Origin of the sequence: Cohnella soli (genome assembly GCF_042655525.1) — a bacterium.
GTDB lineage: Bacteria > Bacillota > Bacilli > Paenibacillales > Paenibacillaceae > Cohnella > Cohnella soli.
Window position 1 is genome coordinate 64,983 of the sequence record NZ_JBHSMI010000023.1, and the last position, 16,328, is coordinate 81,310.

The 16,328-nt window shown below is 56.6% G+C and carries 10 protein-coding genes; all 10 read left to right on the plus strand.

Going from position 1 to position 16,328, the window contains the following annotated elements; all coding sequences use genetic code 11:
* Positions 1–14: 14 nt before the first annotated feature.
* The 10 genes from ACFPOF_RS11035 to ACFPOF_RS11080 all read left to right on the plus strand — a co-directional run bounded on the left by ACFPOF_RS11035 (position 15) and on the right by ACFPOF_RS11080 (position 16,219).
* A complete protein-coding gene (locus tag ACFPOF_RS11035; RefSeq protein ID WP_378132468.1) occupies positions 15–1,784 on the plus strand; it encodes an extracellular solute-binding protein in 1,770 nt (589 codons plus the stop codon).
* 85 nt (positions 1,785–1,869) lie between these two features.
* On the plus strand, positions 1,870–2,781 hold the full coding sequence (locus ACFPOF_RS11040; protein WP_378132470.1) for an ABC transporter permease: 912 nt from the start codon (positions 1,870–1,872) through the stop codon (positions 2,779–2,781).
* A gap of 19 nt (positions 2,782–2,800) precedes the next feature.
* Positions 2,801–3,691 (plus strand): carbohydrate ABC transporter permease, encoded by an 891-nt coding sequence (locus ACFPOF_RS11045; protein ID WP_378133123.1) that lies wholly within the window; start codon positions 2,801–2,803, stop codon positions 3,689–3,691.
* 17 nt (positions 3,692–3,708) lie between these two features.
* Positions 3,709–5,388 carry a right-handed parallel beta-helix repeat-containing protein gene (locus tag ACFPOF_RS11050; protein WP_378132472.1) on the plus strand — a complete coding sequence of 560 codons (1,680 nt, stop codon included), beginning with the start codon at positions 3,709–3,711 and terminating at the stop codon, positions 5,386–5,388.
* The gene (locus ACFPOF_RS11055; protein ID WP_378132473.1) at positions 5,385–6,509 is read left to right on the plus strand and encodes a GDSL-type esterase/lipase family protein; all 1,125 of its coding nucleotides are present in this window, start codon (positions 5,385–5,387) and stop codon (positions 6,507–6,509) included. Before ACFPOF_RS11050 ends, ACFPOF_RS11055 begins: the two co-directional genes overlap by 4 nt.
* 8 nt (positions 6,510–6,517) lie before the next feature.
* On the plus strand, positions 6,518–8,941 hold the full coding sequence (locus tag ACFPOF_RS11060; RefSeq protein ID WP_378132475.1) for a GH116 family glycosyl hydrolase: 2,424 nt from the start codon (positions 6,518–6,520) through the stop codon (positions 8,939–8,941).
* 21 nt (positions 8,942–8,962) lie between these two features.
* A complete protein-coding gene (locus tag ACFPOF_RS11065) occupies positions 8,963–12,343 on the plus strand; it encodes a hypothetical protein (RefSeq protein WP_378132477.1) in 3,381 nt (1,126 codons plus the stop codon).
* 28 nt (positions 12,344–12,371) lie between these two features.
* On the plus strand, positions 12,372–13,481 hold the full coding sequence (locus ACFPOF_RS11070; protein ID WP_378132479.1) for a glycosyltransferase WbsX family protein: 1,110 nt from the start codon (positions 12,372–12,374) through the stop codon (positions 13,479–13,481).
* A gap of 5 nt (positions 13,482–13,486) precedes the next feature.
* Positions 13,487–13,639, plus strand: coding sequence for a hypothetical protein (locus ACFPOF_RS11075; protein WP_378133153.1), 153 nt, complete (start codon positions 13,487–13,489; stop codon positions 13,637–13,639).
* Between the two features lie 288 nt (positions 13,640–13,927).
* Entirely contained in the window at positions 13,928–16,219 is a 2,292-nt protein-coding gene (locus ACFPOF_RS11080; RefSeq protein ID WP_378132481.1) for an AraC family transcriptional regulator, read from the plus strand.
* Positions 16,220–16,328 lie beyond the last annotated feature (109 nt).

Consider the following 16,328-nt stretch of genomic DNA (forward strand, 5'->3'; position numbering starts at 1 on the left):
GTGGGGGACTGAAGTTGAAGAAGGGAACATGGAGACAGGCAGCAGCGCTTGCGCTGGCCGCGGTAACGCTCGCGTTAACGGCGTGCAGCGGCAACGACGGGAAGAGCGGGGAGGCGTCTCCGGCGCAGAGTGAATCCGCCAGTCCGGCGGGAACGCCGCAAGCTTCCGGGACGGCCGAAGTCGATAAGGAAGATCCGCTCGGCAAATACGATCCTCCGATCAAAGTGACGACCGTCAGGTCGCTAGACGACGGCTCGATGAAATTTCCGGAAGGCGAGACGATCGACAATAACTTGTGGACGCAGGGCTTCGAGAAAGATCTGGGCATCAAGCTGAAGGTCGACTGGCTGGTCCCGGATAATCAGTACGATCAGAAGTTAAACGTCATGATCGCGTCCGACGATCTTCCGGATGTGACGATGGTGAATGCCGTGCAGCTCAAGCAGCTTGTCGACAACGATATGATCGCTGACTTGACGGACGTATACGCGCGGTACAAATCCGAGCTGACGGATCAAATCATGTCGGCCGACGGCGGCGTCGGATTGAAGCAAGCGACCTTCGACGGAAAGCTGATGGCGATTCCCCAGATGAACGGGGCCGCGGATTCCGCGCCGATCCTATGGATTCGCAAAGATTGGCTCGATCAATTGGGCTTGTCCGTTCCCAAGACGATGGACGAGCTTTACAACGTCGCGAAGGCGTTTACGGAGAACGATCCGGACAAGAACGGCAAGAAAGACACTTACGGCCTTGCGCTGGAGAAAGGGTTGTTCGGCGGCGAATTCGTGCTTAACGGCTTCTTCAACGGTTACCACGTCATGACCGGAACCCCGGGCAATCTGCTCTGGAACAAGGGCAGCGACGGCAAGCTGATCATGGGTTACGTTCAGCCGGAAGCGCAAACCGCGCTGGGCAAATTGGCGGACATGTATAAGGCGGGGTATATCGAGAAGGATTTTGCGGTGAAGGATGTCGGCAAGGTGGGCGAGTCCGTCGTATCCGAGAAAATCGGCATGTTCTACGGGCTGCACTGGAACGTCTTCTCTCCGCTTCCAAGCGCCGTGCAGAAAAATCCGGCGGCCGACTGGCGGCCTTACCCGATTCCGTCTGTGGATGGTACGATCACCGCGGAAAATCTGCTTGGCGTCACGAGCTTCTTCGTCGTGAAGAAGTCGGCGGCTAATCCCGAAGCGGCGGTCAAAATACTCAACTACTTCCTGTACAAGCAAAATCCGATGAGCGACCACTATGATCCGAAGTACCACAACGGGCCTCAATATCCGGAAGGATCGAACAACGAATACAAATATTCGCCGATCTTTGTGTTCCACCCGCAGCAGAACATTTTGATTCACAGAGGTTTCGTCGAATACGGCAAAGACCGCGATCCCAACGTGCTCAGCGCGTGGAACCGCGGAAGTCAAGCTGACATCGACCTGCTGGAAAACGGCTATAACGGAACGGACGGCAAAGGCAAGGCGGCCGGCGTCAAGACGGAAGTGTGGCCGGGCTGGATGTGGTCCGGGCCGATCGGCGCCTACAGCGTCGTGAACGGTTATCTGGAGAACAAGCAAATCGTTTCGCCGGTGTTCTACGGAGCGCCGACTCCAACGATGACCGCTAAGCAGTCAACGCTTGAAAAGCTTATTTTGGAAAATTACACGAAGTTCATCATGGGCGCCCGTCCGATCGGCGAATTCGAGCAATTCGTGAAGGACTTCAATTCGCTCGGCGGCTCGGATATCACGAAGGAAGTCAACGATTGGGCCGCGGCGCAATAAGTTAAAGAAAGCCGGTGGGCGGACGCCTGAGCCGGGCGGCATTGCCGGCACGGGCTCCCCCTTGACCGGGAAAAGGATGTTGAAGATGAAGAAGGGCCATTACGGAAGAAGCCTGACACGCGAATGGCCGATGCATCTGATGATGCTTCCGGCGGTTGTTCTGATCGTATTGTTCAGTTACGTGCCCTTTGCCGGCTTGGCGATCGCGTTCGAGCGGTTCAATCCGAGCAAGGGCTTTTTCGGCTCGACGTTCATCGGGTGGGACAACTTTCAATACGTGATGAAGATGCCGGGCATCGGCCAAGTGCTGTGGAATACGGTTTACATTGCTTGCATGAAAATGGTCGGCGGGCTCGTCGTGCCTATCGCGTTCGCACTTCTGCTGAACGAGGTGGTCGGCAGCAAATTCAAGCGCACGGTGCAGACGCTCATATATTTGCCCCATTTCCTGTCCTGGGTCATTCTGGGCGGGGTGCTGACGGATATTTTGTCTCCGTCAGGCGGACTCGTTAACAGCGTGCTCGGCTGGTTCGGCGCTGAACCCGTTTTTTTTCTCGGCAGCGAGAAGACGTTTCCGTACGTGCTGGTCGTGACGGATATTTGGAAGGAGTTCGGCTTCGGCACGATCATTTATCTGGCGGCGATTACTTCGATCAATCCCGTATTGTATGAAGCGGCGCTCTGCGACGGAGCCGGACGTTGGCGACAGACTTGGCATATTACGCTTCCGGGCATGACGCCGATTATCGTGCTGATGATGACGCTCAGTCTGGGCAACGTACTGAACGCTGGTTTCGATCAGGTGTTTAATCTGTATAGCCCGGTCGTCTATCAGACCGGAGATATTCTCGATACGCTCGTGTATCGGCTCGGGCTCATTGACGCCCAATACGGCGTAGCGACCGCCGTCGGCCTGTTCAAGTCCGCCGTGTCCACCGTATTTATCGTCATTTCTTATATTTGCGCGTTCCGTTTCGCGAATTACCGCATTTTCTGAAGAAGGGAAGATGAACCGCATGATCCGGGCCGGCACGGGGAGACCCCTGTTTCAACTGTTCAATTACACGCTGCTGGCACTTATCTCATTCGCCTGCGTGGCGCCGCTGATCAACGTCCTGTCCGTTTCGCTGAGCGAAAGCGCCGAAGCTGCGGCCGGCAGCGTGAAGCTGTGGCCGGTGCATTTTACGATAGAATCTTACGCTTTCGCCTTCAAGGACAAGCTGCTGTTGTCCTCTTATTGGGTATCCATCCAACGCGTGACTCTCGGCGTCGCGATCAATATGTTTCTGACGATTCTCGTCGCTTACCCGCTCTCCAAGGAAACCCGGGATTTTCGTCTGCGCACGTACTACGCCTGGTTTCTGTTTGTTACGATTTTGTTTAACGGCGGCCTGATCCCCTGGTACGTGACGATCCGTCAGCTGCATCTGATGGATTCCATATGGGCACTGATGCTGCCGTCCGCCGTTCCGGTGTTCAACTGCATTCTGCTGCTCAACTTCTTCCGTCAGCTGCCGCGAGAGCTGCAGGAGTCGGCGCACGTGGACGGGGCGGGCCACTGGACGATTTTATGGCGCATTATGGTACCGCTATCGAAGCCCGCGCTGGCGACGCTTGTGCTGTTTGCCTGCGTCAATCATTGGAACTCTTGGTTTGACGGACTCATCCTGATGAAGCGCCCGGAGCATTATCCGCTGCAGACGTATTTGCAGACGAAGGTTATCAGCTTCAACGCCAACGCGCTTGCGGGCGCGACGAAGGAGGAGCTGCAGGCGCTGATGGCGGTGTCCGACCGTACGCTGAAGGCGGCGCAGATTTTTCTGGCGGCGCTGCCGATCATGTGTATCTATCCGTTTCTGCAAAAATATTTCGTGAAGGGCATCGTCATGGGTAGCGTAAAGGAATAACGGGAGGCTAGTTAGAGATGGAGCATCGTGAAAAAAATGAGCGGAAGGACGAAGCCGCCCCGCGTTTGTTTCGGGCGGCGGACTTCGGCGCGCGCGCGGACGGCGTCACCGACGCGGGACCGGGCATTCGCGCCGCCATCGCCGCGGCGATCGCGTGCGGAGAAGACGCGGAAGTGAGACTCGATCGGGGGCGCTATCGCATTGAGGGCGGCACCGGCAACGAGGCGGCCGTAGTGATTGAGGGCGCTCGCAAGTTGATATTGTCCGGCGAAGGCGATGAGACGGTGATCGTCGCGGGCAACCCGCTGGCCGGTGGAATCGAGGTCGCGGACAGCGAAGACGTGCGGGTGCAATGCCTGGCCGTCGATTACGATCCGCTGCCGTACACGCAAGGCACTGTGATGGAAGTCCACGCGGCGGAAGGCTGGTTTGTCTTTCGCGTCGACGCGGGGTATCGGGAACTGGACGAAAGCTATTTTCATACGGTAGAGGCGAGGTTCGGACTGGTCGTCCGCGGGGCGGGCGGTGCGAAGCCGCGCTACGGCCAGTATCCGCTGCTGGATCTGACCTGGGAACGGGCCGGAGCCGGGGAATGGCGCGTGAAGGTGCCGAACACGGAGATGCTGATCGCCTCGCGCATGCAACCGGGTGACCGGTACGCGCATATGGCGAGAAGGCACTCGGAGAGCGCGATCAACTTCTGGCGCAACGGGAAAGCCGCCGTCCGGGACGTTACCGTCTATGCCGGACCTTCGCTGGCGTCGATATGGGGGCAGAACGGAGACGTGGACATCAACGGCTTACGGGTCGAGGTGCTTCCCGGCTCGGACCGTCTCCTGTCCGCCAACGGCGACGGCATCCACAATCTGAATACGCGCGGCAAGCTGGTCATCGAGAACTGTTCCTTCTCCGGCATGGCCGACGACGCGATCAACATTCATGTGCGGGCGGGAACGGTTCGTCAGGCTCCGGCCAAGAACGTCCTTGTCGTGCACGGCAGCTTGTTCGAGGCGAGGATCGGCGATGACATGCAGATTTACAGCCCGCGCGAGGGGCGCATCCGGGCCGAGGCGAAGGTGCTGCATGCCGCGAAACGACCGGATGGAACCTGGGAGATCGAGCTGGACCGCGAGATTGAAGGCTCGGTCGTCGCGGGCAGCGGGCTGCACGATTCCGATCACGTCTACAACCTGTCGGCCTGCGGCCGGGGTTTCGTCGTGCGCGGCAACAAGTTCGGCCGGCATCGGGGGCGCGGCATTCTCGTCCGCAGTTTGGACGCCACGATCGAGGGCAACACGTTCGAGAACGCCGAAGGCTGGGGCGTCGCGGTCCAGCATGAGCCGGATTGGGAGGAAGGGCCGCTCACGCGGGATCTGACGATCTCCGGCAATACGTTCATCGGGGAAGACGACAACGAGATGGCATCGGTCTATATCGCGACCGGCATTCCGCCCGGGACGCCGGCAGCGGATTGGGGGCGGCCGATTACGGGCATCACGATCGCGAACAACCGGTTCGTACGTCCGCACTACCCGCTCGTTCACGTTCAAGCGGCGGCGGACATTGTCGTCCGGAACAATACGGTGGAAGGAATTTTGCCGGAAGCGGCAGCGACAGCGGGGGCGGGATCGACCGTTCCCGCGATCACAACCGAGAATGCGTTGAACATACATGCCGAGGAGGCTTGGCGCTCATGAACGGAGACATTTGGCGGCATCGCGCTCCGCTCGAGAAATTCAGGCGGAAGCTGGAAACGGGAGCAGTGACGATCGGCTTCCTGGGCGGCTCCATCACGGATGCGGCGCCGGGACATAACTGGCCGGAGAAAGTGCTGGCTTGGCTGACGGAAGCGTATCCTGGCGTGCGCTTCACGGTCGAGAACGCCGCGATCGGCGCGACGGGCAGCGACCTGGGCTGCTTCCGCGCCCGGAGGGACATCATCGACCGCGACTGCGATCTCGTATTCGTGGAATACGCCGTTAACGACTATTACGGCGACAAGGAAAACCGAAAGCGGTCGCGCGAAGGTCTGCTCCGTCAATTGCTGGCATGGGGCGAAGCGGATGTCGTGCTCGTCTATACCTTCTTGCAGGCGATGTATCAGGAGATGGCCGAAGGCGGGGTGCCGGATTCGGTCGCGGAGCTGGAATTGCTGGCCGAGCATTATGGCATCGGTTCCGTTTGGGTGGGGTTGTATGCCTTCGAGGAAGTGCGCCTTGGCCGGATGGATTGGGACGAATGGCTGCCCGACGGCTTGCATCCGACTCATCGGGGGAGCCTCAGCTACGCGCAGTCGGTCATTGCTTTTCTGGAGAAAGAGCTGCGGGAGGAAGGGAGCGGTCGTCCTGCCGCAGCGGATGAACGGATCGAGGATGGAAAGGCGCTGCCCGAGCCGATAAACGCCGCGCATTGGGGCAGCGTCTCGCAGCTGCCGTTCGCGCAGGTTGCGACGGAAGGGCCATGGACGATTCGGCGGAGCAGCCGAATCGTCTGGATCGATCAGATGCTGGCGACGTCCGCGGTCGGAGCGAGGTTAAGCTTCCCGTTCGAGGGAACGGGGCTCGCGCTCGCCTTCGATTTCGGCAAGCGCTCCGCAGGGTTCCGCTATCGGATCGACGGAGGAGAGCCGGCCGTTTACGTCTTCGATCGACAGGACTGGTGCCCGGACGAAGGCATGTTCCATCTGGCCCTTGTGGCGCGCGATCTACCGCCGGGCCAACACCGGGCGGATCTGGAAGTCGTGCACGGCGACGGACCGGGTTGCACGGGAACGCGGTTCAAGCTGGCTTTTATCGGCGTTATTCAGGAATCGAGGTGAAAGCGGGTTTGGCATACGAAGGGAAAGTTTACGGTGAAGAAACGAATGCTAGAATTGCTTACCCGCTTGGCGGACTAGGAGCCGGGATGATCGCTCTGGAAGGTACGGGAGCGCTGTCCCACTTCTCCCTCCGCCACAAGCCGGATTTGCGCAACAGACCGGTGACGTTCTCGGCAATCACGATCTGCGGCGAGAATCCGGTAGCGAAAGTGCTCGAAGGGCCGGTTCCGACGCGAGCGGTATACGATCTGCGGCACGGTCCGCACGGCGGGGCCGCGGGCGGACAGAACGGCCGGAATTACGGGCTTCCGAGGATGGCCGAGAGTTCGTTCGCGGCCCGTTTTCCTTTTGCGGAAGTGCGCATGACTCATCCCGGCCTTCCGGTAACGGTCGAATTGACGGGCTGGAGCCCATTCGTTCCCGGCCAGGCCGACGACTCCTCGCTGCCTGCGGCGGGGCTGGAATACCGGTTCCATAATGAGACGAATGAGCCGATCGAGCTCGTCTATTCCTTTCACGCCCGGAACTTCATGGCTTGCGGGAAGGGAGGGGCATCCGTTGATCGTATGGATGGCGGTTTCGTGCTTTCCCAAACAGGTACGCCCGACGAGCCTTGGACGGCAGGGGAATTCCGGGCCGCGACCGATCATCCCGGAGCGGTGACGGATACGGCGTGGTTCCAAGGCGATTATTGGTTCGACACGCTGACGATGCTCTGGCGGAAAATCGAGAGAGCAACCTTCGGCGGATTGCCGCAAGATGTCGGACAAGGAGGGCCGGGCGCCAGCTTGTACGTCCCGCTGTCGCTGCAACCGGGCGAGAGCGCGACCGTGCGGCTACGGCTCAGTTGGTTCGTGCCGGATTCGGACCAGCGGCATGGATTTTTCGCCGAGCCCGAGGCGTCCCAAGGTTTCTACAAGCCATGGTACGCTTCGGCGTTCGCGGACGGCGCGGAGTTGGAGCGGCACTGGCAGAACGAGTATGATCGGTTGCGGTCGCAATCGGCGAAGTTCTCGGACGCGCTGCATGCCTCAAGCTTTCCCGCGGAAGTGATGGAAGCGGTCTCCGCCAACTTGCCGATTCTGAAGTCGCCGACCATTCTGCGACAGCATGACGGCCGGCTTTGGGCGTGGGAAGGCTGCTTCGACGAGGAGGGGAGCTGCTACGGCACCTGCACGCATGTCTGGAACTATGCGCAAGCGCTGGCGCACCTGTTTCCCGGGCTGGAACGCGACATTCGCCGTACCGAATTTACGGAAGGCCAGAACGAAGAAGGGCATCAAAGCTTTCGCGTGCCGCTTCCGATCGCGCCATCGGCCCATCTGGAGCAGGCGGCGGCCGACGGACAGCTGGGCGGCATCATGAAGCTGTACCGGGAATGGAGGATCGGAGGCAACACCGAATGGATGCTCTCGCTATGGCCGAAAGCGAAGATGAGCCTGCAATATGCCATTGCAACGTGGGATCCCCGGCGGGCCGGCGTGCCGGAGGAGCCGCATCATAACACGTACGATATCGAGCTATGGGGGCCGAACGGCATGAGCGCTTCGCTTTATTTGGGGGCGTTGAAGGCGGCGGCGAAGATGGCGGAAGCGGCAGGAGAATCGGAAGCGGAATACGAGAGTTTGTACGCCAAGGGCAGAGCTTATACGGAATCGGTGCTGTTCAACGGGGAATATTTCGAGCAGCGGGTGCGTTGGAAAGACCTGGACGCGGAGAAACCGACGGCCGGGCACAAGGCGAACAACGTGGACTATTCCGAGGAAGCATATGCTTTGTTCCTGCAAGAGGGGCCCAAATATCAATATGGGACCGGCTGTCTCGCGGACGGCGTGTTCGGCTGCTGGCTGGCCGCGACGTGCGGGCTTGGCGACATTCTTGATCCGGCCAAGGTTGCGAGCCATTTGCTCAGCGTATACCGCTACAATTTCAAGGCCGACTTGTCGGAGCATGCCAATCCGCAGCGCCCGGGCTTCGCGCTCGGCCGGGAGAGCGGCCTGCTGCTTTGCACCTGGCCGCGGGGCGGAGAGCCGACGCTGCCGCTGCAATACAGCAGGGAAGTATGGCCGGGCATCGAGTATCAGGTCGCTTCCCATCTGATCTACCTGGGCTACGAGCAGGAAGGGCTGTCCATCGTTAAGGCTTGCCGGGCCAGATTCGACGGCCGCGTGCGCAATCCGTTCTCCGAATACGAATGCGGGGAATGGTACGGCCGATCGCTGTCTGCCTATGCGCTGTTGTGGGCGTACGGCGGCATTCGCTACGACGCGGTCGACAAGACGCTGTACGTGAAGCGTGCCGCGGCCGATCGCGATTTCGCCGGTTTTCTGTCGACGGAGACCGGATACGGTACGGCAGGGGTGAAGGACGGAAAGCCGTTCGTCGCGTGCGCGTCGGGAGAAATCCCGATCGACCGCATGGTATGGGATTGAAAAAAATCGGGAGCGTGATGGATGATGTTGATAACCTGGAGCAAAGGTTTCAAGAGCAGATGGGCTGTTGCCCTGTTGCTGACATTGCCGCTTGTGCTTTTCCTGATCTTATCGAATGCGAAATCCGCTTACGCCGACACATCGGGAGACGCTTATGTGAACTACGATGCCGGTACAGCCACTTGGACGATGGGAACCGCAGCCGTGGAAAAGAAAGTGAGGTTCACCGGGACAAGCCAATTCATGCAAACGAGCTTCAAAAACAAGCTGACGAACCGCGAGTATGTGCAGGGAACGCAAAATTCCGACGAATTCCAAGTCAAGATCGGAAGCACGACGTACAACGGCTCCTCCGCCGGCTGGGTTTACGATACGCATGCCGTGTCGACGCTGTCCCAGGGAGAGCTGCAGCTGAAAATTACTTTTCATAACAGCGTCGTAAAGGTGAATCGCTATTATATCGTTTTCCCGTCTACAGGCGCCATCCGCGAATGGTCGGAATTCCAGAACGTATCGGGCAGCGCGCAGAACTTCTCTTCGCCATATATGTTCAAGCAGCGGCTGATGCAGAACGACAGGGCAAGCATCGACCTGCAGTATATGACCGGGGGCGGCAATTTCACCGGCTCGGGCATTCTGAAGACGGTATCCATGACGGGAAGTTATAATCGCACGTTCGATTCCTACGATGCGCCCGAAGTGATCACGGTGGACGGGCACAACCAGAACGCGATCGGCACCTACGAGCAGGGCACTTCGGTATACGACTCGCTTTTCGTTCTTCGTAACCACTCCTTGTCCGAGGGAATCTGGCTGTCGTTCGATTATAACGGCCATTGGCTGACGCAAGTCAGCGAGAGCGGAACTCCGATCAACCTGAGCGGCTATGCCAGCATGACCGACTACGCGGTAGCGAACAACGCATCGATCACGGGGCCCAAAAGCATCATCGGCGTATTCAGCGGGGATCTGGACGATATGGGGAACGCCATTCTGGATTACACCTATCGCTATTTGTGGGATTATACCCGCGGATCAGGCGGGGGTGCTTGGCAGAACCGGATCAGTCCGCAAATGCCGAGCGCATACGAGGCGACTAACTATGCGCGTTATGCCGGCGGATCGGTCGTGCATGTGGACGACAACTGGTATGACCGTAAAGGAGACTGGAACGCGGCGCTGGCGGGCGAGAGCTTCGCCGAACTGAACGCATACGTGCAGAAAAGCGGCATGAAAATGCGGGTTTGGTCTCCTTTCTGGCATGCCGATTATGGCTCGGATGTGGTGAATAACCATGCCGATTGGCTGGTAAGCGGCGACACGGTGACCTTCTACGGTTTGCATCTGAATTTGGCGAACGAGAATGCTTACCAATGGATTCTCGCCAAAGCTTCCTCGAAACAGGTGGAATGGGGAGCTTACGACTGGCGGTACGACGGGGCTCCCGCTTGGAAGTCCGGCGGCAGCGACAACGACATGCTGAAGCAGTCCGAGAACTTCTTCCGTTTGTTGAAGGAGTTCAAGGACGCCAATCCGCTGGCGACGATTCATGGTTGCGCGTCCGGCGGGGAAATTCTGTCGATGGAAGCGGTGCGATATGTCGACGCCCAGCAGTTGACGGACGGGCTTGCCTATCACTACGCGGGTTATTATCAATCGCTCAAGCTGCCTTTGTCGAAGCTCGGCCATAGCTTCTATTCTGAGCCTGACATTGACGCGGACTTCACCACGTTGGTGCCGAAAAGCGCGGCTGCGAAGGAAAAGTACCGCAAATTCGTGGAAATGCAGCGCTATATCGGGTCGCAGGGCGTAAACGGCAGGTGGAGCAAGGTGTTCCGTCCGACGATGGCGTCCGGCGACGCGACGTACTTGATGCAAACGACGAATTCCGATCGGACGAAAGCGATGATCATGTTTAGCGGTTATGCGCCGTACTTCAACACGAACGTGACGGTCTATCCGAAAGGCTTGCTGGATGCAACGAACTATACGCTCAGCTGCCCGAAAGGCAGCTGCACGTCGCAAACCCGCACAGGCGCTTATTGGAAGGCGAACGGCGTAGCTTTGACGAGCCTGAAGCCGGGTGAGACGGTATTTTTCAACATGACGGATTATCCGGGAGCGGGAACGGATACGACGAATCCGTCCGCGCCAAGCGGAGTCACGGTTAAGAAAGCACAATACATGGGGCATTACGGCGTCGAATTGAACTGGAGCGCGGGAAGCGACAACCGATTCCTGTCCTACTACGAAATCGAACGCAACGGCGTCGCCATCGACAAAGTGTCGCAAGGCACGTTTTACTTCCTGGAGAACGGCGCTTCCGGCGATACTTATCGGATCAGAAGCGTTGACGGCGATGGCAATGTCTCCGCTTACGCGACGTCGACCCTTCTTGCGGGAGGTCCAACGGCGCCCACTCCGCCTGCGATTGCGGACCGATATGAATTCTCGACCGGCTTTAGCTCGTCGCAGGGCGGGAACCAATGGGCTTATCAGCAGCAATACGCGCCGTTCCCCGGATACAACTACTTAACGAATCTGTTCTGGGACGCGGCGAACGGCAGGTGGAAAGGCAACGGTACTTATCCGATGGTTGCCGCGGGTTGGGTCCATCCCGACGACGCGTACAATCCGGTCATCAAATGGATCGCGCCGAAGGACGGCACCGTCCGGGTCAGCGGCACCGTGTCGCTGAGCCAGTCGGGACAGGGCGGCGACGGCATCGTGGCGCGCATTAAAGGTCCGACGGAATCCCCTTACACGAACGGGGATCTGTGGGGACCCTACACGCTGGGAGGCAACGATACGGCCGGCATCAACCACGATCTGATCGTGGAAGTGAAGAGGGGGCAGGCGCTCTTCTTCATCGTCAACAAGAACGGCAACAACTACTTCGACGGAACCTACTGGAATCCGGTTATTGCCTATGGATCCTTCCAATCCGCGTCGTCCGGATTCTCCTCTACGCAAGGAAACGGAGGCTGGTACTACCAGGAATGGAACGGAAGCGCCTATAGCAATCTAGCGACTTACAACACCGTGTCGTCAACTTGGCAAGGAAGCGGGCCGGATCTGCTGGTCGGAGCTGGTTTCCAGCATCCGGATGCGAACGATTCCGTACGCAAGTGGGTGGCGCCATCTGGCGGGTCGATCGACGTCACCGGTACGGTCAAGATGTATCAAACCGGCGGGGACGGCGTTATCGTCACGATCAAGAAAAACGGTACGACGATATGGGGGCCGCAGAGTATCGCGGGCAGCGATACGACAACCGGCGTCAGCCATAACGTGCACACGACGGTAACGGCGGGCGACGCGATCTACTTCATCGTCAACAAAAACGGCACCAAATATTTCGATTCGACCGTCTGGGATCCGATGATCAGTCTTTATCCGTAGAGGTAAGAATGAAGAAGGGAACGACGCAATGGGACAAAAATATGACGTCGCTGCCTATGTATGGCCGGCATATTCCGGCGACGATACGAGATCAAGAATCTTCTGGCCTGAAGGGTTCGGCGAGTGGCAGTCCGTAAAGAACGCGGTCAAGAAATTTCCCGGGCACGATTGGCCGAGGAAACCGCTATGGGGTTATGTCAACGAAGCGGACCCGTACGTGATGGAGATGCAGATCAATGCCGCGGCGGATCATGGCGTGAATGTTTTTATTTACGACTGGTATTGGTATGACAAGCATCCGTTTCTGGAAAATTGCCTGAACGACGGATATTTGAAAGCGAGGAACAATGACAGGGTCAAATTTTATTTGATGTGGGCCAACCACAATGTCAACTATACGTGGGACATCCGTAATTCCCATCTCGAAGACGCGCTTGTCTGGGACGCTTCAGTCGATCGCTCCGAATTCGAACGGATTGCCCTCAGACTGATCGAGAAATATTTCAAGCACCCCTCTTACTACGCGATTGACGGCAAACCGGTCTTTATGATCTACGATTTGAACAATCTGATGAAAGGGCTGGGCGGCGCGGATGGGACCAAGAAAGCTTTCGACTGGTTCAGAGCGCAGGCGGTCGCGGCCGGCTTGCCCGGACTTCATCTGCAGATGACGATGTGGGGAGAGATGAATTTCAATCTAAGCGGCGTAGATGGGGAAGCGACCGTGACTTCCGGCGAGATCGCCCGGTTGCTCGGTTTCGAGAGCGTGACGCATTATCAGTTCGCTCATTTTGCCGAGATCGACCGCGACTACAACGAAATCATGCAAGATGTCGTTCGGGAGTGGGCGCGTATCGAGCAGACGTACGACATTCCCTATTTTCCGCATATTTCGCTAGGCTGGGATAACAACCCCCGTTTCAAGGAATTTCGGCCTGGAATCGTGAAGAACAATACTCCGGATAACGTACGTAAGGCGTTCGAGCAAGCCCGGCAATACGCCGACGCCCATCCCGTTCAAGCTCCGCTGATTACAATCAACAGCTGGAACGAGTGGACGGAAACGAGCTATCTCCAGCCTGACGACCTTAACGGCTACGGCTATCTGGAGGCGGTTAGAAAGGTGTTCGGAGGTTGAGAAGGTTGAGCAAAAAGTACGCGATCGGCGTCGATTACGGAACAGAGTCGGGAAGAGCGCTGCTCGTCGACATCGAAACGGGGGAGGAAGCGGCGACGCATGTCGCGAATACACGGGGCTTCACGATTATTTCGGCCGTAGCGGCAACGAGGTGTTGAAGCGTCTGAAGGCGATCAAGTCCGGCGACTGACAGGCGAAACGTTGACTCTTCTAAAGCTGGCGAGCAACCTGGACAAGGCATCAGCCGTTTTCAGATGTAACGCAACCGAATAGAGACAGTACCCCAAGGCGGAAGGTTCCTTCCGCCTTGTTTGCCTTTACAGTAAGGTGACATTACAATAATTCAACAGGATGACAGATTTATTGTATTGTCAATCGGGGTGAATAACGGATAGATTAGGGTTAACATTTGCATGCCTACGCGCCTAGAGGAGAGAGATGATGTCATGGCCTACAAATATATCCCCTCGGTAAAACGAAACATCGTCCTCGTGAAATTATGGCTTACGATCCTCGGTTTATCCGCCATTGCCGTCATGGTCATTTCCATGGCGATTTTCTACGTATTCAGGGACAATACGATCCAGGATATCGAGGCTTCCGACCGGATGATGCTGACGAATGTCGGCACGATGTTATCCAACACGATCGATACGACGGAGAACACGATTATTAACACGTACAAAAACCCTTCGGTTAAAAGACTCATTTACGAGAATAGCGGCGAATGGAACGATACGATGATTGCGACCGTTAACAATACGCTGAGCACGTTATCGACATACTCGTTCCTGAATTCCATCTACATCCTCCGCGAATCGGATATTTTGTACAAAGCGTCCAACAAAGGGATTCCCGAGGAGCACGAGCCGAGTTTAAAGCAAATCGTACGAAGCGAAAGACCCGGCAAACCGATACCGTGGACATACCGAGCGAATTCGGGCGAAGCGACCCACCTGCTATCGATCTTCATCGGCGAGAAGTCGAACAAATCCGACGGATATGAAAGCGTTGCCATCGGCAATGTGGACATGGACATGATTCACCGCTCCATTTTCCCGAATGCATTCGGCGACGATCAAGAAATGTTTGTTCTGAACAAGGACGGAACGGTCATCTTGCACAATGACATGGATCAATTCGATTCGGATGCGTCCTCGAAAACTTATATACGGAAAATATTGAATAGCGAAGCGGATTCCGATTATTTCACGATGAACGATAAAGGCAAGAAGTACAACGTCGGTTATATGTACTCGCCCAAAGGCAATTACTACATCGTCCATAAAATCGAATACGGGTTAAGCGTCGCCAAACTGACGGAAGCCCGCAATACGACGCTGCGCTATTGTTTGCTTGTGCTGTTGTTCGTTCTCGTCGCTTCTTTATATTTGTCTTATCGGATTTACCGTCCGATCAATACGATCTTCAGCAATATTCGCGGATTATTCGCCGACGTGCCTCAAGTGTCCGCGCCGACGGACGAACTGCAAGCGATGGCGAACGCGACGGCGAAAATCATCGAGAATATGAACAACTATGACAAGCATATCGAGAACAAAGCGGCGATCGATCTGTTTAATCTATCAAGGAACGCGATCAAACCCGATGAAGTCGAAGAAATTTTGCGTAAAATGAAGCTTCAAACGTTGATCGGCCAGGATTATGCGATCGTCGTGCTGCGGATCAGCAATTTCAAACCATTCGAAGAGCATAACACGCTGCAGGCGATCGAATACCAATTGCGTTCGGTCGGCGAGCTCGCGTCAGAAGGGTTAAGCGTCCAAGCGACTTCGTATGCGTATCCGATCAACAACGAACATGCCGTACTGATCGTAACGGACGGAGATAAGAAATTGGGCGATATTGCCTTGCAAGCGAGCGTGGAAGGCGCCTGCGAAACCATTTTCCAAGTGCTTGGCCTCGAGATCGCGGCAGGGATCAGCTCCGTATGCAACGATTCGGCCCGAATGACGCAACTATATAAAGAAGCGTTTCAATTCACCAATTACCGTTTAATATTCGGCAGACGTTCCGTGATCGACGGGGAAACGATCCGCACGGAAACCAAAAACGATGAACTGGCAGCTTGTTATATGGCTGCGATTGAAGCAGTGAAGAAAATGTCTGCATCCGATTTCGACAAGGCATTGGATCGATTGTTCGCTGTCTGCGTCCGTTTTCCGTACGAGGGCATCATGAAAGTTTGTACGGAGCTGGCCATCGCGATCGCCCGAATTCCTCGCGAGATCGGAGGGAAAGGAGCGACGGACAAGGAGCCTGACTACCATGCGATCTACGTGCAGTTCGAACGGTTCGAAGATTTTGCCGACATTCGCCATCAATTCAAAGCGCTGTACGAGGACGCGTCCTTGATTTTATCCGATCTGAACGGGTCAAACGTAAGCGCGATCGTATCCAAAGCGATCCACTACTTGGCGGATCACTATAACGACCCTGACTTGTCGGCGAATGAACTGGCAGATAAGCTGGCGATCACGCCGTCCTACTTCAGCAAGATTTTCAAAGAATATACGAATGCGACGTTCCCGGAATATATCGCGCATATGCGGTTGGAAAAGGCCAAAGAGATGTTGCTTGCGCATCCGAACGTGGAAATTCTCGAAATCGGATCGAAAGTCGGGTATAACAACGCGTCTTATTTCGCCGCCGCCTTTAAGAAGAAATATGGCATTACCCCTTCCAAGTACAGAGCGAACAGTCTTGAGATGGAATAGAAACGAATGAGCTGAGAAACCGCGAGCCGCAAGCATTCCGATGCCTGCGAATTGCGGTTTTTGTTAGGATTGCGAATTATTGATACCGGGAATTGCGGATATTTCAAGG